This window comes from Candidatus Midichloria mitochondrii IricVA, assembly GCF_000219355.1.
Taxonomy (GTDB): Bacteria; Pseudomonadota; Alphaproteobacteria; order Rickettsiales; family Midichloriaceae; genus Midichloria; species Midichloria mitochondrii.
On sequence record NC_015722.1, the window covers coordinates 218,481 to 238,418 of the forward strand.

The 19,938-nt window shown below is 36.1% G+C and carries 22 protein-coding genes and 1 pseudogene; 17 read left to right on the top strand and 6 right to left on the bottom strand.

The genetic code is table 11. The features are described 5' to 3' along the window. The first annotated feature begins 25 nt into the window (after positions 1-25). The 6 genes from recA to MIDI_RS01245 all read left to right on the top strand — a co-directional run bounded on the left by recA (position 26) and on the right by MIDI_RS01245 (position 5,378). Entirely contained in the window at positions 26-1,084 is a 1,059-nt protein-coding gene (gene recA, locus MIDI_RS01225; RefSeq protein ID WP_013950781.1) for a recombinase RecA, read from the top strand. 9 nt (positions 1,085-1,093) lie between these two features. Beyond that, positions 1,094-3,616 carry a pyruvate, phosphate dikinase gene (ppdK, locus tag MIDI_RS01230; RefSeq protein ID WP_013950782.1) on the top strand — a complete coding sequence of 841 codons (2,523 nt, stop codon included), beginning with the start codon at positions 1,094-1,096 and terminating at the stop codon, positions 3,614-3,616. Positions 3,617-3,946: 330 nt separating this feature from the next. After that, a complete protein-coding gene (locus tag MIDI_RS01235) occupies positions 3,947-4,132 on the top strand; it encodes a hypothetical protein (RefSeq protein WP_013950783.1) in 186 nt (61 codons plus the stop codon). 167 nt (positions 4,133-4,299) lie between these two features. Further along, positions 4,300-4,542, top strand: coding sequence for a hypothetical protein (locus MIDI_RS01240; RefSeq protein ID WP_041185340.1), 243 nt, complete (start codon positions 4,300-4,302; stop codon positions 4,540-4,542). 376 nt (positions 4,543-4,918) lie between these two features. Further along, on the top strand, positions 4,919-5,053 hold the full coding sequence (locus tag MIDI_RS09645) for a hypothetical protein (RefSeq protein ID WP_272940975.1): 135 nt from the start codon (positions 4,919-4,921) through the stop codon (positions 5,051-5,053). 97 nt (positions 5,054-5,150) lie between these two features. Then, entirely contained in the window at positions 5,151-5,378 is a 228-nt protein-coding gene (locus tag MIDI_RS01245; RefSeq protein WP_013950784.1) for a hypothetical protein, read from the top strand. On the opposite strand, the gene MIDI_RS01250 is transcribed toward MIDI_RS01245, so the two are convergent. Next, entirely contained in the window at positions 5,375-5,968 is a 594-nt protein-coding gene (locus MIDI_RS01250; protein ID WP_013950785.1) for a NifU family protein, read from the bottom strand. The two genes, MIDI_RS01245 and MIDI_RS01250, sit on opposite strands and share 4 nt — an antisense overlap. A 556-nt stretch (positions 5,969-6,524) precedes the next feature. Between MIDI_RS01250 and MIDI_RS08370 the strand changes: the two genes are divergently transcribed. After that, positions 6,525-6,677, top strand: coding sequence for a hypothetical protein (locus MIDI_RS08370; protein WP_160162182.1), 153 nt, complete (start codon positions 6,525-6,527; stop codon positions 6,675-6,677). Positions 6,678-7,181: 504 nt separating this feature from the next. Continuing rightward, positions 7,182-9,785 carry a preprotein translocase subunit SecA gene (secA, locus tag MIDI_RS01255; RefSeq protein ID WP_013950787.1) on the top strand — a complete coding sequence of 868 codons (2,604 nt, stop codon included), beginning with the start codon at positions 7,182-7,184 and terminating at the stop codon, positions 9,783-9,785. A 14-nt stretch (positions 9,786-9,799) separates the two neighbouring features. Here the strand turns inward: secA and MIDI_RS01260 are convergent, their stop codons facing one another. From MIDI_RS01260 to MIDI_RS01270, 3 genes are all read right to left on the bottom strand, one after another. Next, a complete protein-coding gene (locus tag MIDI_RS01260; RefSeq protein ID WP_041185341.1) occupies positions 9,800-11,479 on the bottom strand; it encodes an ABC transporter ATP-binding protein/permease in 1,680 nt (559 codons plus the stop codon). A 122-nt stretch (positions 11,480-11,601) separates the two neighbouring features. Beyond that, positions 11,602-12,411, bottom strand: coding sequence for a bifunctional DNA-formamidopyrimidine glycosylase/DNA-(apurinic or apyrimidinic site) lyase (mutM, locus tag MIDI_RS01265; RefSeq protein ID WP_013950789.1), 810 nt, complete (start codon positions 12,409-12,411; stop codon positions 11,602-11,604). Positions 12,412-12,433: 22 nt separating this feature from the next. Beyond that, complete coding sequence (locus tag MIDI_RS01270; RefSeq protein WP_202795473.1) at positions 12,434-12,979, bottom strand: DedA family protein; 546 nt, start codon at positions 12,977-12,979, stop codon at positions 12,434-12,436. Between the two features lie 231 nt (positions 12,980-13,210). On the opposite strand from MIDI_RS01270, the gene MIDI_RS01275 reads away from it, so the two are divergent. After that, entirely contained in the window at positions 13,211-13,864 is a 654-nt protein-coding gene (locus tag MIDI_RS01275; RefSeq protein ID WP_013950791.1) for a tetratricopeptide repeat protein, read from the top strand. Positions 13,865-13,874: 10 nt separating this feature from the next. On the opposite strand, the gene MIDI_RS08375 is transcribed toward MIDI_RS01275, so the two are convergent. After that, on the bottom strand, positions 13,875-14,039 hold the full coding sequence (locus MIDI_RS08375) for a hypothetical protein (RefSeq protein WP_160162183.1): 165 nt from the start codon (positions 14,037-14,039) through the stop codon (positions 13,875-13,877). 349 nt (positions 14,040-14,388) lie between these two features. On the opposite strand from MIDI_RS08375, the pseudogene MIDI_RS10105 reads away from it, so the two are divergent. The 8 genes and pseudogenes from MIDI_RS10105 to MIDI_RS10120 all read left to right on the top strand — a co-directional run. Then, positions 14,389-14,556 (top strand): annotated as a pseudogene (locus MIDI_RS10105) (hypothetical protein); the annotation flags it as partial. A gap of 1 nt (position 14,557) precedes the next feature. Beyond that, positions 14,558-14,716 (top strand): hypothetical protein, encoded by a 159-nt coding sequence (locus MIDI_RS08380; RefSeq protein WP_160162184.1) that lies wholly within the window; start codon positions 14,558-14,560, stop codon positions 14,714-14,716. Between the two features lie 1,016 nt (positions 14,717-15,732). Next, positions 15,733-15,972: a hypothetical protein gene (locus MIDI_RS10110; protein ID WP_013950794.1), complete on the top strand. Its 240-nt coding sequence runs from the start codon at positions 15,733-15,735 to the stop codon at positions 15,970-15,972. 251 nt (positions 15,973-16,223) lie between these two features. Beyond that, on the top strand, positions 16,224-16,481 hold the full coding sequence (locus MIDI_RS10115) for a ComEC/Rec2 family competence protein (RefSeq protein WP_410517909.1): 258 nt from the start codon (positions 16,224-16,226) through the stop codon (positions 16,479-16,481). A 121-nt stretch (positions 16,482-16,602) separates the two neighbouring features. Further along, entirely contained in the window at positions 16,603-16,755 is a 153-nt protein-coding gene (locus tag MIDI_RS08385; protein WP_160162186.1) for a hypothetical protein, read from the top strand. 203 nt (positions 16,756-16,958) lie between these two features. Further along, complete coding sequence (locus MIDI_RS01305; protein WP_013950796.1) at positions 16,959-18,002, top strand: AI-2E family transporter; 1,044 nt, start codon at positions 16,959-16,961, stop codon at positions 18,000-18,002. A 24-nt stretch (positions 18,003-18,026) separates the two neighbouring features. Continuing rightward, entirely contained in the window at positions 18,027-18,197 is a 171-nt protein-coding gene (locus MIDI_RS09015; RefSeq protein ID WP_013950797.1) for a DUF2312 domain-containing protein, read from the top strand. 11 nt (positions 18,198-18,208) lie between these two features. Further along, complete coding sequence (locus MIDI_RS10120) at positions 18,209-18,292, top strand: hypothetical protein (RefSeq protein WP_202795483.1); 84 nt, start codon at positions 18,209-18,211, stop codon at positions 18,290-18,292. A gap of 188 nt (positions 18,293-18,480) precedes the next feature. Here MIDI_RS10120 and MIDI_RS09215 read toward each other — a convergent pair whose 3' ends face one another. Next, positions 18,481-18,945, bottom strand: a complete 465-nt coding sequence (locus tag MIDI_RS09215; protein WP_052567659.1) for a hypothetical protein — start codon at positions 18,943-18,945, stop codon at positions 18,481-18,483. Positions 18,946-19,938 lie beyond the last annotated feature (993 nt).

The following is a 19,938-nucleotide window of genomic DNA, read 5'->3' on the forward strand; positions in this document are numbered from 1 at the left end:
GGGTTTGCGAAGTTTATAGGGAAATATGAATCAAGTTGTTAATGATAAACAAAAAGCTTTAGAGGCCGCCTTAAGCCAAATTGAGAAAGCTTATGGAAAAGGCTCAATAATGAAACTGGGGGGAAGCGACCATCTGGATATAGCCGCAGTCTCGACCGGGTCTTTGGCTCTAGATATGGCTCTTGGAATAGGGGGATTTCCAAAGGGTAGGGTGGTAGAGATATTTGGTCCAGAAAGTTCGGGTAAGACAACTTTGGCGCTTTCTACAATTGCAAGTGCTCAAAAAGCTGGTGAATCTTGTGCGTTTATTGATGCAGAGCATGCGTTAGATGCAGTTTATGCTAGCAAGCTAGGTGTTGATGTACAAAAATTAGTTGTTTCGCAGCCAGATAATGGAGAACAAGCGCTTGAAATAGCAGACGTTTTAGTAAGGTCAGGGGCATTTGGAATAGTAGTGATAGATAGCGTTGCTGCTTTAGTTCCAAAGGCAGAAATTGAAGGCGAGATGGGGGACAGTCATATGGGCCTACAAGCAAGATTAATGAGTCAAGCGCTAAGGAAACTTACAGCAAGTGTTGCGAAGTCAAACTGTATGTTAGTTTTCATTAACCAAATTCGTATGAAGATAGGAATAATGTTTGGCAGTCCAGAGACCACAACAGGTGGTAACGCTCTCAAGTTCTATGCCTCGGTAAGGATCGATATAAGAAGGATTGGTAGCATTAAAGAAAAAGAAGATGTTATTGGAAGCCAAACTAGGGCTAAAGTTATTAAGAATAAAGTAGCTCCTCCCTTTAAAATTGCTGAGTTTGACATAATGTACGGCGAAGGTATTTCAAAAGCCGGGGAGATAATTGATTTAGGAGTTAACGCTGATGTAATAGAAAAATCAGGCTCTTGGTATGCCTATGCTGGGCAAAAAATCGGCCAAGGGCGGGAGAACGCTAAAAGATTCTTAAAAGAAAATCCTCAAATAGCTGATGAGATAGAAAATAAGATTCGAAATTCTACCAGCTTGTTAAGTGCTATTCAGATATCTGCATCTGAAGGTGGCGATAATAATGTAGAAACTTTTGCTGATTAATACAAATTAATGAAAAATTGGACTTATAGTTTTGGTTGTGGGCACGATCATACCGATATTGGTAAATCCATTCTAGGAGGCAAGGGATATGGACTTACTGTTATGTCTAATTTGGGGTTTCCAGTTCCACCAGGATTTACAATCGTAACGGATGCCTGTGATACCTACTATAAAAGTGGCAAAATCATACCCAAAGAAATTTGGGATCAAGTTATGGAAAAAATTAGATTCCTGGAGTCAGTTACCGGTAAAACTTTTGGAGCCGGACCTCTACCTTTACTTTTATCTATAAGGTCTGGAGCTAAAATCTCTATGCCTGGTATGATGGATACAATCTTGAATCTGGGCCTTAATGATGAAACCACAGAAATTTTAGGCGCTGCAACTGATAACCTAAGATTTGCCTATGATAGCTACCGCCGCTTTATAGAAATGTATGCAACTGTTGTGATGGGTATTGAGCATTATTTATTTGAGAATGTACTAAATCATACTAAACAGCAACTTAACATTGAACATGACTGGCAGTTGGAGACTAAGTCATTGGATAAAACAATTAATGATTATAAAAAAATCGTCTTACAACATGCTGGTGTCGCATTACCCCAGGATGTTTTTGAACAACTAAGAATGGCCATATCTGCGGTTTTTGAGTCCTGGAACGGCCAAAGGGCTATTAAATATAGGAAACTCAATAATATACCAGATAGCTGGGGTACTGCTGTTAATGTACAATCGATGGTTTTTGGGAATATGGGCGCTGATAGTTTAACAGGAGTTTTGTTTACAAGGAACCCGTCTGATGGGGAAAAGGAATTATTTGGTGAGTTTCTGATTAACGCTCAAGGAGAAGATCTCGTTGCTGGAATTCGTACTCCGCAGCCTGTAACTAGAAAACTAGCTGGCGATGAGCCATCATTAGAAGAGGTTAATCTAGATATCTTTAACCAATTAAAGGGGCTTGTGCTCAGATTAGAAGATCATTTTTCTGAAATGCAAGATATTGAATTTACAGTTGAAAAAAATAAATTGTGGCTATTACAGACAAGAAAAGGCAAACGCACTGCTAAAGCTTCTATTAAGATAGCGATTGATATTATGAAAGAGGGAAAAATTAATCATCAAGAGGTTCTGGATAGGATTTCTCCTTTAGAAATAGAAAAATTGCTACATCATACTATAGGCGATTCAGTAAAGATAGAAGTACTCACAAAAGGGCTCCCCGCTTCTCCTGGTGCAGCTTCTGGAGCTGTTGTATTTTCTTCAGAAGAAGCAGAAGAACTAGCTAAAAGAAAAAAAGTTATCTTAGTGAGACGTGAGACTAGCCCAGAGGATATAGGTGGCATGGCAGTAGCAGAAGGTATATTAACCACAAAAGGTGGTATGACCTCGCACGCTGCAGTTATTGCTCGTGGCATGGGGAAGCCTTGCATATGCGGGGCTGATTCTATAATAATAGATGAAAAGAATAATCATATGATTGTTGGCCAAGAGAGAATCTTAGGGGGAGAGTTAATAACGATTAATGGCGCAACCGGTGATGTAATAAGAGGGGAAGTGGCTACAGTAAAGCAGAAGACGTTTCCAGAATTTTTAGAATTAATGCATTTAGCTGATGTAGCCAGGAGAATGAGTATCAGAGCCAACGCAGAAACTACTAAGGATGCAGAAACTGCTATAGATTTTGGAGCAAACGGCATCGGTCTTTGTAGAACAGAGCACATGTTCTTTGACCCTATCAGAATTACGGCGGTTAGGGAGATGATCTTTGCCGCCTCTAAGGAAGAACGGGTGGCTGCATTAAGTAAACTAATGCCTTTTCAAAAGGCTGATTTTAAGTCTCTTTTTGAAAGGATGTATGGTTTGCCGGTAACAATAAGGCTTCTGGATCTACCATTACATGAATTTTTACCAGTAACCAGGCCTGATATTGAGAGCTTTGCTCACCAAATTGGCCTTTCAGTTGCTGAAGTAGAAATCAGAATAAAAAATCTCCATGAGATTAACCCTATGCTTGGACACAGGGGGTGCAGGTTAGCTATAACTTTCCCAGAAATTTATGCTATGCAAGCTCAAGCTATTTTTGAAGCTGCCATAGAAGTTGGCAATGTTATTACAGAAATTATGGTTCCCCTAGTGTTCGACGTGAAGGAAGTAGAAATTCTAAAAAATTTGATAGAAGAAGTGCATCAAAAAACCGCTCCGCAGCTTAAATATTTATTTGGAGTTATGGTGGAATTGCCCCGAGCAGCTCTACAAGCAGCGGAGATTGCAAAATTAGTTGACTTTTTTAGTTTTGGTACCAATGATCTTACCCAAACCTCCCTTGGTTTTTCTCGTGACGATGTGGGTAAATTTTTAAATAGGTATCAAGAATATGGGATTATAAAAGGTGATCCATTTGCAACACTTGATCAAGATGGAGTAGGTGAGTTGATTAAAATTGCAGTTGAAAGGGGAAGGGCAGCAAATCCAAAAATCAAGATAGGAGTAAGTATTCTCATATCCTGTTTAAGCCAGCTATTCTACTAATCGGCACTTATGAAAACCCCGCAAAAACTGTTAGTAAGATTATTGGCGCTAGCAATGGTTTAGAAGTAAGCATTATCTTATCCATGTATGCAGTGGTCATTAATAGAGACTTGAAAGCGAATAAAAAAACTCTTGAGCGCGCATCAGTACAACATTACAGAATAAGTTCGTGTCGTTTCTTTGATCGTGAAATTGAGAAGAACATTGAAAGTGGTTACACAGCTTCTTTAAAACCATATCAGATAATTTCTTTAAAACTTATCTCAAACTGGGGTTAATGAAAAAAATAGCATAGATGTACCATTTTTACCATAAAAATTGCTGAGTTATATGAAGAACAAGGAAATTATGCTTGTGGCACAGGAGTATCTATCAAAATGTGCAGTAGATACGGTAGTGGTTTCTAGAGTATATACAGAATTTGCTAATAGATTTATACAGCATTTTGATATCTTTAAGTTAGCTACTTTCAGTAAGGATAGAGCAGAATTGGTTAACAGGTTGATCAAAATGTAGATAAAAGGATGGTAAAGAAACCAAAGCGGCTACAGTCCTTATCCAAGCTTTTGAGGCGGCCGGGGGCGAAAGAGGGATTAAAGGGCGCGCTTTGGTAAGATTAGAGAAGCCGCACCACAAGAAATAAAAGGGCAACAAGTGTTAGAGAGGAGATATACCATATCTAGGTGAATGCACTATTTTCTGCCCTTACTGATGATGCAGATGGAGCAGGACCAATCTCTACAATTCAAGATGATAATACTTTTGATAAGCTTGCTAACTGGTTTAACACTTTGCGTAATCAACTTGGGTACACTGAATATGGCGAAGAAGCAAAGAATTTAGAATATACCTTTTTGCAAGGGTTATATAAAACAGTAAGTGCTAACCTACAATTGCTAGGCTATCAAACGTTATCCAGATTTTGATCCGGATGATTTTGGGAGGGGCGGCAGCGACAACATTTACGATAATCAGGTAAATGCTCCAGGGCGATCAGGTTTCTTGGCTGTCAATAACACAGGAGATTAGCATATTATCTAGACATCTGAAGCTTGATAGGGCAGCGAACTCATAATAATTTTAATCCTCGATATTTGATGGAGAACTCAACATTATAAATGAGATGACCATGCCTGTTTTGTAATCCAGTTCTGAGATATAAACATTATTTTTTGAGGAGATACTATAGTTGTAAAACAGCAGGATAAGATTAATATCTTGATTTATGTGGATACTCATGTACTCTTTTTGTTTAATGCATTGAAAAACGTGAAATTTTGAAACAAATTAAGGAGAATTTTAATGAGTATCCATCAAGATACAAAAGAGCTAATAGCTAAATTTCTTTCGATGCTCTGTTTTGCATTGTTTACGTTCATTCCAATAATTAGTTCAGCTGCCGATGCTGAAGCAGATCCTGTGAGACTGCGTCTATGATTAGTTAACGTCTTATATGTGCAGCTATTAATCAGTTAACAGGCCCTGTGGGCGGAGCAATTACAATTATTATTGTGATATCTCTTTGGGGTATCATATGTTGCTGCTGGGTAAGGTAACGTGGGGTGTGGCAATTGCTCTTGCTGTTGGTATGGGAATTATATCTGGTGCGAAGGACTTGGTTGTGGTATACCGTCAGGGGGCAGTGCAGAAGGGCTTTGCGCTCAGCGCAGTGAATAAAAAAGCCTTAAGAATATTTGCTATACTTAGGGCTTTTTATACAGCTACTATATTTAATAAGTTGCAAAAGATACTAGTAAATTAAATAGATTCAACCCCAAGAACTTCGGGGACATAGTGTTTTAGCATTTTTTCTATACCAGATTTCAACGTGACTGCGGAGCTGGGGCAGCCAGAGCATGCTCCATACATTTCAAGATAGATGATACCATTTTCGAACTTATGAAACATTATATCTCCACCGTCTTCAGCAACTGCTGGTCTGACTTTGTTATCGATAATCTCTCTGATCTGATTAACTATTGCGTCGCTGACTTCATGTTTAGTGTTTTCTTGTGGAGTATAAAAAGACTCTAAGACCACAGGATAGCCAGCCATATAATGATCCATAATTGCAGCCATAATGAGGGTTTTTAACGAATCCCATGAAAGCTCATTTTCTTTGGTAACACTTATAAATTCACTTGCTAGAAAAACCGATTTTGTTCCTTTAATTTGCAATAAATATTTTGCTAAAGGTGCGTTGGTGCATTCTTCAATATTAAAAAAACTTGCTGTAAAGTTGGGCCTTAAAACCGCTGATTCTGGCAGAAACTTTAAGGTATTTGGATTTGGAGTTTCTTGTATCTGTATAAACATGGGAGCTGTAGTTAAAAATCTTGTTTCATAGCACATTATATAGAATTTATTCTTTATTACTAGGATTTGTTATTAGAATTTAACGCACCTGCATATGGCAACAGCTGATTAATTTTTTATGTGTTTACTCTATTAAATTGCAGCCTGCATAAATCTTTAATTCGATTTACACTATGGATAAATCTTAAGTGTAAATATTTCTAGCCTAGGATTTATTGGGTATTAACTATAAAATAAGGTAATTCAAATGAATAAAGTTTTAGATAAAGATGATATCAAAAATTGGGTTGATGAAACGCGTGATGGAATCAACGATAAACTAAATGAAGTGTCTGAGTGGCTTGATCAAACACCCACAACGATAAAATTGAGATTCCAGACCAATTACAGAAAGAGTTCCAAGAGATAAGAGACGAGGTAGGGGAGGCGTTTTAAATACTTTTTCTTGCTAAGACCGGTTTAAGCCGTAAAGCTGAGTTAACTGAGGACTATGGACAGTTTTTTGGTGGAATAGTTTATAAAATTGAAAGACTTGTAGGAAGTCTACAAAGTCATTTTACTAAATCAGATAAATCGGAGTCATTTGCCCAAGGTGGGATGGTCAACTAAAATTATTGATGAATTAAGGCAGCTAGCTGGCGGCCAAGATACTGGACGAGATGGCGGAAGGAGAGTTGGTGGGGTAAAGACAAGAAAGGGTGGCCAACAAGGTAGCGGCCGAGACGGCAGGAGAGGGGACGAGTAGACAAGACACCGGAGGAGATAGTAGAACAAGCGGTGGACCGTGGTATAAGTTGGACAGGTTAATAAGCATTGGTGGTAATGGACCTCTTCAGAACAAGACTTGTTAAACAATAATCTTGAAACATGGCTTGAAGTGACAGGCTTAATACCAAGAAACAGCGTCAGAATTGAAGTATATTAAGAGTGATAGCTTTTAAATAGCAATTCGTAACTAAGATACCAATATTGCATGGTATAGCTAAGATAGTATTACCTCAATACGCTTATGGTTGAGTTCTAGATGCCTGCAATGGGCTAAACTAAGCTGTTTTGTTGGTGCTAGGAAACCGAGGCATGTTAGTTCTACAAGCATAGGACTCTAACGTGATTATTTTGCGAAAGGAAGATTTCTCAATCCGCTATACATTTCGACTAATACATATTGAATTTTAATGAAAATTTATCTGTCCTTGCTTTTTTGTAATTAGATATATAAAAGGATTATGCGTTTAACTTTGGATTCTATATGTTTAAGTATTTAGCTAAAAAAATTTTTGGCTCGGCTAATGAAAGGATTATAAGAGCAACTTACGATATAATCGAGCAAATTAGTAGCTTAGAAAATTTGATGAGCAAGCTAGCAGATGCAGAACTTGCTAATCAAACTTTTATATTGAAAGAGAGGCTTAAAGGTGGTGATAGCATGGAACATATATTACCCGAGGCTTTTGCAACTGTTAGAGAGACTGCGAAGCGTGTTTTAAATATGAGACATTTTGATGTGCAGCTAATAGGAGGGATTATACTGCATCACGGAAAGATAGCAGAAATGAAAACCGGAGAAGGCAAGACGCTAGTTGCAACTGCTCCCGTATACTTAAACGCATTAACTGGGCTTGGAGTGCATATTGTTACGGTAAATGATTATTTAGCTCGCCGCGATTCGCTATGGATGGGAAAAGTATATGAATTTCTTGGGTTATCCGTTGGCTGTATAACGAGTGGTTCAAGTGATGAAGAGAGAAAAAGTGCTTATTTAGCTGATATAACTTATGGTACCAATAATGAATTTGGTTTTGATTATTTACGTGATAACCTTAAATATAGTATAGGTCAATTAGTACAACGTCCTCCTAATTATGCTATTGTTGATGAGGTTGATAGTATATTGATTGACGAGGCTAGGACGCCTTTAATTATTTCTGGATCTATTACAGATCAATCAAAGCTTTATCAACAAATTGATAAAGCTATCCAGCAGCTTGATCGTACTGATATAGATATAGATGAAAAATCAAAAACAGTTAACTTAACTGAGCCGGGACATCATAATATTGAACTAATTTTAAAAAAACTTGGAATTATTAAAGATCAATGCAGCCTCTATGATCTGGAGAATATGACAGTTGTTCATCATTTAAATCAAGCATTAAAGGCGCATAATCTATTTAAAAAGGATGTAGATTATATAGTTAAAGACGGCAAGATCATGATTATAGATGAATTTACTGGCCGTATCATGGATGGCAGAAGGTATGCGGAAGGCTTACACCAAGCAATTGAGGCAAAGGAAAAAGTTAAAATTCAAAATGAAAATCAAACATTAGCTTCGGTAACATTTCAAAATTATTTTAGAATGTATCCAAAATTAGCTGGAATGACTGGAACTGCAATGACTGAAGCTAACGAATTTTCTGATATTTATGGATTAGAAGTTGTCGAAATTCCAACTAATGTTAAAGTTGCTCGTATTGATGAAGAAGATGAAATTTATAAAACTGCTGAAGAAAAATATGAAGCTATATTAGGTGAAATCAGAAAGGTGCATAAAAGAGGGCAGCCAATTTTAGTTGGGACTGTTAGCATAGAGAAATCGGAACTTTTATCTTCCTTACTCACTAAACATGACATTAAGCATAATGTATTGAATGCACGCTACCATGAGCAGGAAGCTAAAATTATTGCTCAAGCAGGGAAGATCGGAGCTATTACAATCGCAACTAATATGGCTGGTCGGGGTACTGATATTATGCTTGGTGGCAATGCAGCGGCCACGGTTGAGCAAGGGATTTCCCCAAGGGATTTAGAACTGGAAACCGAGATAGTCGCCCAAGATAGGGAAAAAGTTTTAGAAGTTGGAGGATTGTTGGTTATTGGAACTGAACGTCATGAATCAAGACGTATAGATAACCAGCTGAGAGGAAGGGCTGGTAGACAAGGGGATGTTGGACGGACCAAATTTTTTCTTTCTTTAGACGATGATTTATTGAGAATATTTGGATCGGAAAAAATTAGTGCTATGTTAACGCGTTTGGGCTTACAAAGAGGCGAAGCAATAGTGCATCCTTGGATTACTAGATCCCTAGAAAAAGCTCAACAGCGTGTTGAAATGCGAAACTATGAAATCCGTAAAAATCTCTTAAAGTTTGATGATGTGGTGGATGAACAAAGAAAAGTCATTTATGCTCAGCGTATTGAAATAATGAAGGATAATAATCTTTTACCGACTTTACAGGAAATCATTAAGAGCGTTAATGAATCTTTAATTGAAGCCTATATTCAAAAAAAAGCTTATGAGGAAGAATGGGATATAGATAGCTTAGAGAAAGCACTGCAACGAATATATGGAATACATATAGATGTGAAAGGTGTAGTGGCGCAGGATGGCTATGCAGAATCTGAGGTTAAAGAACTTTTAAACGATAAAGCCTTGGAAATATTGCACTCTAAAAAGGAGCAGTATGGTGAAGAGGTACTAAATATTGCTTTATCTAATGTGTTTTTACATACGTTAGATCAGCTTTGGAGAGAGCACCTACACTCTCTGGATAACTTGAGAGGAGGGATATCATTGCGCGCTTATGCTCAAAAAGACCCTCTTAATGAATACAAAGTTGAAGCGTTTAGGATGTTTGGGAGTATGCTTGCTGAATTAGATGAGTTAATTGTATCTAGATGCTCACAGCTGCACATCACCCATGAAATTGATAACAGCTCATTAAACGAAAAGATTCGCTTAAATAGACAAGAGGTACAGAAGGAACTTAAATCTTTGGGTAAAGTTTCAAGAAACGAACTTTGTCCCTGTGGCTCCGGTAAAAAATTTAAACATTGCCATGGAGTCTTATAGAAATTTGTAACTCTTTATAAACCCTCTAGGTTAATCTCATAGGAATGATACTTCCTTAAGCTGCTTCTATGGCCAACTGATACGATGGTGGTATTGGGCAAGAATTTTTTAATAAGATTAAAAGCTAGTTCTTCATCTTTTTCAGTGAGAGCACTTGTGCTCTCATCCATTATGAGAATTTTAGGGCCAGCGATTATTGCACGTAATATTGAGATTTTTTGCTGTTCTCCAACACTTAAGTTAGTGGCCCAAGGCTCTTCATCATTAAGTCTGTTTTCTAAATAAGCAATATTAAATTGTTTTAATAAATCTTTAACTAAATCTTCATCGATTTCTTCAAAGGGATAAGCTAGAATACCTTTTAGTGTTCCAAGAGGCATGTATATTTTCTGAGGAATAAAAAATAATTTAGGCTCTTCAGGAAGTTCTATTTTGCCATTAGCAAATGGCCATATTCCCTTGATTAGCTTAATTAAAGTGCTTTTTCCTGAGCCGTTTCTTCCGGTAATAAGATAAGATTGGCCTCTTTCAAAGGAGATAGTTAGATTATTTAGTAATATTTTGTTATTTGGTAACCTTAATTCAATATTTTTTAGGTGGATACCCCTATCACCTTGGTAACTAAGCCTAAGGTTGGAGTTAATAATTTTATTATTCCACATCTCGACATGCTGGTTAAATTCTACAAGACGACTGATAACTGCCTTGTAAGAAGCAATAACAGAGAAGCTAGAGATTAGAAAAGAAAGAGCTAACTTAACCTGTATAAACGCTGAATGAATTTGCATTAGTCCACCCAGGTGCACTTCTTTAGCAAAAAATTTCGGTAGTGCAGCAGCGATTGGTAAAATAGTACTAATATTTATATACAAGCTATTCCAAGATTTTAAATTTCTGGTGACTGCTATGATTGCGTTAAAGTTCTTCACTACTTCTTCTATAGCGTTCCTGAAAACACTCTTTTCATATCTGTTGCCCTCATATAAGGCTATGCTTTCTGCACTTTCTCTAAGCCTCATAAGTGCAAAACGGAAATTTGCTTCTTTCTTTTCTTGTAAATAATCTAGCACCGTTAATCTTTTACCTACAATATAGGTAATTAAAGTACCAACAATAGAGTAGATAACTGCAATCCATACAAAATATCCATGAATATTAATTTCTAAACCAAAAAGCTGAAACTTAGTATCTCCAGAAAGCGCCCATAACATAAAAAGAAAACTCGCAAGCGTCATAACACTACTCAACAACCCGAGAAATAATGTAATAGTTAAATTCACAAAAGAGTTGATATCCTCGCTTATTCTTTGATCAGGATTATCGTTCTGATTATGGAATAAATTAATACCAAAATAAGACTTATGCAGAAGCCATTTATTGATGTAAAGCTCGGTCATCCATTTTCGCCATAAAATTATTAACTTGCTTTGGAAGGTATATTGCAGGGCGACTACCGTAATAAACATTCCAACAAGTAAACAAAATTTTGTAATCGCATCATACAGAGCTTCTTTATCGAAATTTTGTAATGCAGTATAAAAGTCATTATTCCAATAAGACAATATATATCGGCAGCAAACCAAGCCAAATTCAAAAATGATAGAAAGTATTAGAAGCAGAAATGCTTTTTTTCGGTGAGGTTTATCGAAAAATATACCTTTACCTAAATTCCAAGCATTTTTTATAACGGACACAGCTCAATAAATAGTTAAAATCTTTACAAGGCGAAGATATATTATATATACTTGAGAAATACAATTTTTTTATAGTACACTTAGATGGAAAATTTTTCTATGTAAGTTTCACCTAAGTAAGCTCAATTCTGACATTTACCACAATAATAAGACGATCTACCGCCTATTCTAGTATTTTTTATAAGATTACTACAATTAGGACAGTGTTTCCGGTTGTAAACTAAAAATTTATGCTGAAATCTTCCTATTCGGCCGTCGCTTGATCTATAATCTCTTAAGGTTGAGCCTCCTAATTCGATAGCCTTGTTTAAAACTGCTACTATACTTGCAATTAGCTTTTCGCATTCCGCAACTGTTAAAGTATGTGAGGGCCTAAAGGGTAAGATATCAGCCATGTACAGCGCTTCGTTTGCGTAAATATTGCCTACGCCAACAATTAATTTGCTATCCATTATTGTTTGCTTAATCAATTTTTTAGTTTTTATACATTGTTGCAAATAATGATTCGTAAATTCGTTGGAGAGGGGCTCAACGCCAAGATTAGAAAAGATTTTGTTTTGTGCTAGATCATCCTGCTTGAGGATAGTATAAAACCCAAATCTCCTTGGATCATAAAAGGTCAAAAATTGTCTAGAAGCTAACTCTATTATGCAATGATTATGCTTTTCTTGGCTCATTTTTGTGGTTAAAAGAAGACGCCCTGACATTCCAAGGTGGAATACTAAAACTTCGTTACCAGTCAGAAAAATTAATATGTATTTTGCGCGCCGTTCTATTTTCTCTATAACTTTATCCTTGGCCCGCTGTTTAAACTCTTCTGCTGCGATTACACGCATTTTCTTATCACTGCAATAAACAGCAGAAATTCTTTCTTTGATTATTTCATTTCTAAGGCTGCGGACAATTGTCTCAACTTCAGGCAATTCTGGCATGGGTTCACCGCATAAGCTTTAGCTACTCAGTATCCTGATTTTTGCTATAACGCAACTTCCAAATATAAAACACTACTAATAATACGGTAAAAGTAATTAAGCCAATATTAATTTGTTTTATATAACGGCTTATTAAGTGCTCGTTATCACCAATCAAATAACCGACGGTCACTATAATAGAAACCCAAAATGTCGCACCAAACGCACTATATAGGGTGAATTTTTTTACATCCATTCTACCGAGACCAGCTGGAAAAGAAATAAAATGCTTAATTCCAGGCAACATCCTGCCGCTAAAAGCAGATATTGGTCCGTGTTTAGTGAAAAATGCTTCTATTTTTTTCAATTTTTGCTCGTTAATAAGGAAATATTTTCCATATTTTAATAATAATATGCGACCAAAGTGTAATGCGATATAATAACTGAAGAGGGCACCGCTAAGTGTTCCTAGTACGCTCCAAAAAAGTATATATCCTAAATGAAAATGCCCTTTTGCAGCAAGATATCCTGCTGGGATTAAGGTGATCTCACTTGGTATTGGAATAAAGGTACCCTCTACAAAGGTCATAATAAAGATTCCAATATATCCTAAGGATTCTACAAATTCGGTAATGCGTAAAAATAACTCGTACATTTTAAAACAGTAAAAAGGCGCCTTCAGTATTTACTTATTGTAGTAAAAACATTAAAGTCATTATCAAGGTAAAAAATTTACAGGCTAGTTTTAACCTAAATTTCAAGTTAACAATAGCTTTTTTTACAGGCATTTGTAAGAAATTTTTTTTTATTTACTGCAATTATGACAGATATATTAGATTCAGTTATAGAAGACTTAAAACAGGAGAAAATCCATACAGCGATGAGGAGGTATGGTAGATTCCTTATTTTATTAATAGTTTTGCTTTTAATATGCGGACTTTTGTTCAATTGGTGGAAGTCTCATAAAGAAAATACATTGCATGCAGAAGCTGCTGAATATATTAAAGCTCATCATTTTTTAAATAAAGCAACCAGCCAACAGATGCTACAAGAAGGAGTAGGCAGATTGGAAAAACTTTCGGAAGGGAACACTATATATGCAACAGTTGCAGCGTTAAATCTTGCTAATATACATGACGCTATGGGTAACTTTAACAAAGCGGCTCATATATATGGAACTGTTGAAGAAAATAAAGATGTAGATCAATCCTTAAAAGCTTTCGCAGGGTCAATGAGAATTTCATCATATTTAAGGGCAGAAAAAATTACGGATGAAGAAGGTTTAAAGATGTTGCAAGAGCGTCATAGGGTGCCAATCTTTAACTATAGCAGGCAGCTACTTGAGGCTTCTCTTCTCATACAAGACAATAAAAAAGATAAAGCCAGAGCTTTATTGGATAATATAAGAGTTACCGCTTCTAAAGACCATCGGAATAGCATTCCAGCGCTACTTTCAACCCTTGTAATAGATTAAGGATAAAATTTTATAAGTGGTAAGTGATGGGAGCAGATTCGTGTGCATATACTTCCTCACAAAGAGTAAAATCAAACCTAGCATTAAGCTTATCTGCAACACCAAAATCGAAGAAGGGCTGTGGAGGAAGCGTTGTGAGAGCCCCAGTTATAACTTTGTCATTATCTTTGCGCACTCCTCGCCTGTGTGGGGGGGGTAACATAGGTATGGTTGTGATTAATCATATGTTTAGCAAATTAAGAGCCAAAGTATTATCACTCTTAGATCGCTCATCAATTCCATAGTAGGGCTCATAGTTGGTGCACATATCTTGACTAAAATACTTAATTATTTCTTTGACAACCGAAATTAACTCCTGCATTTAAAGATATTACCTGTAATTTATCTAATTTTAAAGCTTACCTTGAACTGGGGTTAATTATAATGAAATCGAAGTTCGTGATGCTCACAAAACATAGTAAATTACAAGAAACACCTTAACGCAAACTTATAATACTCTAAAATCTACTGCGGAGCTAAATAACATATACCCAGTTTATCACTTCATCCCAAGTAACAACCTTAACAAAAAAAGTAAAAGGAAAGATAAATGTCTACATATTTTGGATACTCACCCTGATAACAACAATGTAAATTTTGCGCTACGTAATGCTTTGAGAAGTGGCAGCCCATATTGGATAGAAATTGCATCACATGCATTTGTTGACTCTTGGTCACATCAAAATTTTACTGGAACTTATGATTGCTATAACGGGCCCCATGCCAGGATTTTTTAGATCAATGATTATAGACATAGGGCACGCCGATATGGCTGCAGACCCTGATTACGTTGGAGCATATTTGGAGAGATAATAGACTTATAAATGAAACGCATTGATAACAATAAAAGGTTTCTAATAGCGGCCTTAAGTTTATTAGAGGAATATCTAGTATATTTCCAAGAAAATGGAGCCTGCTAAAAAGAAATTAATTAAAGAAACTAAAAAACAATTAAAATGGGCCTTTGGCCAGTCCACGAAATATCTACTCTGGAATTTCCTTATTGCTTACCCTGTAAGAATGAGAAGCTATATTCATCTCTCTGTTTTACACGATGAATTAGATATAGATATGCTAAATATTCTAAAAATGAATAGCTTAATGAGGCTTCGAAAAAGACTGGACTGACATATAAATGACGCGAGCAAAGATATTACAAAACATTTAATTGGTATCTATTTCAGGAAGCAGCAAAAAAACATCGCAAATTTATTTGGCCTTTAATTGAAAATCAGCTAAATTAACAACCATGTATGAAGGTAGAAAGCTTAATTGTGAAGCAATTTAATATCGATACTTGAAAAAGAAAACCCCATGGTTCGCAATCGCCATCTCTTTAGGCACTTTATCATTTTTTGAATTATATAAAATTGGTCCCTATATCCTATTTTTAATATCCTTAGTCTGCTTAATAACAATTTGGGTTAGCCGAACTTATTATAGCATTTTTAAATATTATCTCGTTGATGCTTTTATTTTTTATTATGGGGCAAAGTCGCAAGTTGGTATAGAGAACCTCAACTTGATAACAGAGCTATAGAAGAAAAATTACATAATATATTAATCGAAACCAATATAGAAAGAATAGAAGATAAGAAAGGGGCAAGAAGGCTTTATTTAAATAATATCAAAACACAGATGCAACAGACAAATTAAATAGAGTTAGAATAACAACCCCGGAGCAACGACAAAGATTTAGAGGGGTTTTGTTGGTGCAAGAATTAGTATTATTGTACACTGATGCCCCTCCTCTCCCCGCTTTTCCCGGAGCATTCGATATGTAACGCCTTTCTCCGCACCTCAAAAAAATTACAGCTATTGGTTATGCTATGTCAAAACCTATTGTTATAGAGTATAATAAGCCTCCAACTTCCAATATTGAATCCTTAAGAAGAAAAATAGCCCGAAATTATAACCGGTTTAACATCAGAAAATTTGCTGCTTCCATTGCAATTTATTTTATAAACTATTTTTACTTACTGCTCTCTGGCTCTCCAATATCAGCAGAAAGAGCTTTCATCATGTCCACAATTTGTTCTACTCGGAATTATTTTAGACAAAGAAACTGATCCTATGAAATCATTAGGTACAGCTTTAATTTGTTTACTTATAATTAAACTGAGAAACACTCCAAGTTCAAGCCTACAAATGCCCATTGCAGCTTGTTTAGGGTTAATTGCTGGTTTTTAATAAGCTCACATTATATCTACCAATAGCTAATACAAGGCATAAAGATGTGCCCTATAAGTGTTTAATGCACCTCATTTTAGTGTAACTTACGCAACCCTTACCGCTCTTAGAGCTGCAACCGCAATATTTCATCGCATATCACTTCAAACAGTTCTCAGTGTATAGCACTCCTACCAACCTCATTTCCGTTCCTTTAAATAACTTACCTATTCTGCCACTTGGACTTATCGCCCTAATCTCAATGCCCCTTGGCTTGGAAAATATCGCCTTAAAGCTAATGAACTATGGAACAGATTGGCTGATTTATACATCTCACCTCATCTCCAATACGCCAAACGCTACCATGTATATGCCATTTTTCCTCCCCATATACTGGCCGGAACGGTAACAGGATTAGTTGCATCAGTCAAACAAAAGTACGTTATATAGGAGGACTTTTAATCACGTTAGGTGTAGTACATCTCACTCAAGAAGAACCCCCTAAAATTCTTCTCTCTAATTCGGGCAAATTGTTTGCACTTTATGAGAAGGGCGACTTAATGGTTTCTTCAAGAGCTGACGAAAGATATCTACAAACAGTTTGGAAAGAAGCAGTGGGCGCAGAAAACATACTAAAATTAAATGAGGAAGGTATATGCAATAAAAACGCTTGCCAGTATTAATTTTTTACACAAAGTCTGTCAAAATGATGTAGATCTATTTATAAACATAATGGATAATAGCAACCTAAAATGTAATGATAGCTGCTATAATACATTGAAAGAAGAAATTTTTAAAAAAATGGCTCACATGCAATTTGGCAATTAGATAACGGGGTTAAAATTAAAAGTGTTAACGGGGAAAAGATAATTTAAAGGTAGAACTTATGGTCACACTTATAATTTCAGCATTTATTGGCCTAATTTGTTTAGCTCTATATTTCTCCTACAGTACAATTGCTCCTTTTTTGGCCGCTGTATGCTTTGCCTATGCCCTTTCTCCATTTATGGAGTGGATGACTAAAACATTTAAAGTAAAAGATGGTTTTGCTAGTTTTCTTACTATTACACTTTGCATAGCATTTATAATTTTGATCTTATCAATACTCGGCCCTTTGATATATTATCAAATCTCTCATCTAATTTCTCAGCTAACCTCTAATCAACCTTCTTTGAACGCTAAATTTTTGTCTTTTCTAACCAAGCTCAATGCCCTTTCTCCGCAAATAAAAGAACCATTTCAGAGCCAGCTAAATAATATCGCTAGCCAATTAACTGATACCATTAAAGTTATTTTAAAGGGTATAGTACGTTCTGGATCCATAGCCGCTGATACCCTGTCTTTTATCATTATCACTCCTTTTGTAACTTTTTATCTTTTAAAAGATAGTAGGGCCATCAAACAAATTGTTTATTCCGTTATTCCGATAAAATACCAAAAAGAAACCAAAGAATTATTAGGAAATATGCAAAACGTATTGATTGGGTTTTTTAGAGGCCAGATTGCTGTCTGCTCAATTTTAGCTATCTATTATTCTTTTGCTTTTTTCTTGATCAATCTAAATTATTGGCTAGGCCTTGGGGTGCTTTTCGGCACGTTGATTTTTATTCCATACCTTGGCTCATTAACCGCAACTATTTTATGTTTATTAATTGCTATAAGCCAATTTGGATTTGATTATCATTTGGTGGGATTGATTATCTTATTATTACTTGGACAGTTATTAGAAGGTATGTTTTTGACTCCTAAATTTGTTGGAACCAACGTTGGTTTACACCCAGTGTGGATAATGTTCAGCCTCATCGTAGGCTGGAATTTAGCGGGCTTCTTTGGAGTTGTTATATCAGTACCATGCGCAGCAACGTTAGGGGTTATTTTCAGATTCTGCTTGCGTAAATATAGAAATAGTAGATTTTATAATCTTAATTAATAAATAATAAAAAGAGGTTAACAAATGGCACAGGTTGTAATTGATGGAGTTTCTAGCGAGATATTAAAACAACACATTGAAAGAATAGAAAGACTAGAACAAGAAAAGAATGATATTATAACCCAAATAAAAGATATCTACGGAGAGGTAAAATCTGACGGCCTTGAACCTAAAATCATGAGGCAAGTTATATAAAAATTAGAAAGATGAAAAAAGAAGATATATATGAGCAAGAGACGCTCTTTGAAATCTATAAAAAGGCCTTGGGGATGGATAGTGACGTCTCTTAAAACTTGGTTAATCCCTATAAAACTTAAATATTCCAAATTCTTAAAGATAAAGCTGTATTAGGATACTTACGGCATTTTTCTTGCTGTGCTCTATTTAAGCAGAATTTAAAATCAAGGCGTTTAACCTTGAGTCCCCCCCCTATTAAACCAGGAGATAAAAAATGTTAATTCATTCCCTAAAAAAAACCTCAGTTCGACGTAAGGAGTAGGCCCGTGAGCCTATTTTTCCATGAGATATACCGGGTTGAAGACATAAGCCAAGAGCCCTGAGAAGAGGTCTGCCAAGAAATTGTTTGGCGAGCGATGCCTTTAAAGACCTTATTACGGCTAGTACGTAAGTTATGACAAACCTTCCAGCTTTGTTGAGTCAACGTATCTGTTTGTTTCCCTTTGTAGCAATTCAGCAGAATGACCAACGGGATGACCGCGTCTCGCATCAGCTCAACAAAGCGATTGTAGCTGATAAGCTTCGGCAATTCCTCTCTGAGAGAGATTTGAACACAGTTTAGGTAAAAATCTTTGAATCTGGTAATGCCCTCAAATGAAACAAAACGAGGATCGTTATAACTTCGGAAAGCATCATCCCAGACTCTCGTTCCCTTTGTCTCTGCGAGTTTCTTAAGGATCTTTGGTACGTGAGTTGTCGCTTGCAAAAATCATCAATCAAACAAAATATTTCTACTAGGGGAACCACTTTTCTTATTTATCGTGAAATTGAGAGAAACTTAATGGTTACACAGCTTCTTTAAGACCATATCAGATAATTTCTTTAACTTACCTCAAACTGGGGTTACTTATGATGAATTTCCACTCTATTCTATAATAGTGCCAGCTTGTAAAGAATCTGAGGTCGGTATTCTTTTTGCAATTCTTGCACCTATTACCTCTTGCTGTCCCTATACCACACCATTCTTCACCTGCTCGCTGGAGCCGCAATATTTACACTTGATTGTCATTTCCTACTCCATCCATTCTACTACGAAGATATCATACCCTCTTATTGCCGTCTATAATTTACCAGGCAATGCCAGAGGTATATGCAAGGAGTTACTTTAAGCGACGAGTTTTGAATCTTTCTTTAAGAAAAGCGCGGACACCGTCTTAGTATATAGCTAAGGCGAAATTTGTTCCCGTAAGAATATGCGGCGTCTTAAAAGTAAAGCATAGGTGGAAGACAGAATATGATAAAAAAAACATAACAAAATCTTTTTTAGACATAAACCACTGCCTGCGCTCTAGTTAGGGAGTTTTCAATTCTTTATTTATAGCTAAGTGGAAGTGATCACGCCATAGATTCAGGGTATCTTGGTTTTTAAGATAGCTACCCATGTAGGCACTTTTAAAGGTACAGGTGAAGTTAATATACACAAACATTTATTGAAACCCCCACTCGAGGATGTCAAGCTATATATAGAAAAGACACTGTGGCTGATATGCTAAGTGATAGGATATTGCTATGATCAACAGCAAATTTCTAGGCTGCATATTTTAACTGGAGGGATACAAGGAAATATAGAACAGTATGGATAAACCATACTATCATCAAAGCGTATTCTCCTCAAACAAATGGTATTTGTGAAAGACTGCATAAAACTGTGAAGAAAGGATTTTTTGATGTAGTTATGAGAAATATTCTTCCCTTGAAT

Excerpts from the sequence above, each read along its gene's own strand:
- MIDI_RS09015 (WP_013950797.1), top strand. The coding sequence starts at position 18,027 with ATGGCACAGGTTGTAATTGATGGAGTTTCTAGCGAGATATTAAAACAA.
- MIDI_RS10120 (WP_202795483.1), top strand. The coding sequence starts at position 18,209 with ATGAAAAAAGAAGATATATATGAGCAAGAGACGCTCTTTGAAATCTAT.
- MIDI_RS09645 (WP_272940975.1), top strand. The coding sequence starts at position 4,919 with ATGAGTATCCATCAAGATACAAAAGAGCTAATAGCTAAATTTCTTTCG.
- MIDI_RS01250 (WP_013950785.1), bottom strand. The coding sequence starts at position 5,968 with ATGTGCTATGAAACAAGATTTTTAACTACAGCTCCCATGTTTATACAG.
- mutM (WP_013950789.1), bottom strand. The coding sequence starts at position 12,411 with ATGCCAGAATTGCCTGAAGTTGAGACAATTGTCCGCAGCCTTAGAAAT.
- ppdK (WP_013950782.1), top strand. The coding sequence starts at position 1,094 with ATGAAAAATTGGACTTATAGTTTTGGTTGTGGGCACGATCATACCGAT.
- MIDI_RS01270 (WP_202795473.1), bottom strand. The coding sequence starts at position 12,979 with ATGACCTTTGTAGAGGGTACCTTTATTCCAATACCAAGTGAGATCACC.
- recA (WP_013950781.1), top strand. The coding sequence starts at position 26 with ATGAATCAAGTTGTTAATGATAAACAAAAAGCTTTAGAGGCCGCCTTA.
- MIDI_RS01305 (WP_013950796.1), top strand. The coding sequence starts at position 16,959 with ATGGTCACACTTATAATTTCAGCATTTATTGGCCTAATTTGTTTAGCT.
- MIDI_RS01275 (WP_013950791.1), top strand. The coding sequence starts at position 13,211 with ATGACAGATATATTAGATTCAGTTATAGAAGACTTAAAACAGGAGAAA.
- MIDI_RS01235 (WP_013950783.1), top strand. The coding sequence starts at position 3,947 with ATGAAGAACAAGGAAATTATGCTTGTGGCACAGGAGTATCTATCAAAA.
- MIDI_RS10110 (WP_013950794.1), top strand. The coding sequence starts at position 15,733 with ATGTCAAAACCTATTGTTATAGAGTATAATAAGCCTCCAACTTCCAAT.
- MIDI_RS08380 (WP_160162184.1), top strand. The coding sequence starts at position 14,558 with ATGCATTTGTTGACTCTTGGTCACATCAAAATTTTACTGGAACTTATG.
- secA (WP_013950787.1), top strand. The coding sequence starts at position 7,182 with ATGTTTAAGTATTTAGCTAAAAAAATTTTTGGCTCGGCTAATGAAAGG.
- MIDI_RS01245 (WP_013950784.1), top strand. The coding sequence starts at position 5,151 with ATGTTGCTGCTGGGTAAGGTAACGTGGGGTGTGGCAATTGCTCTTGCT.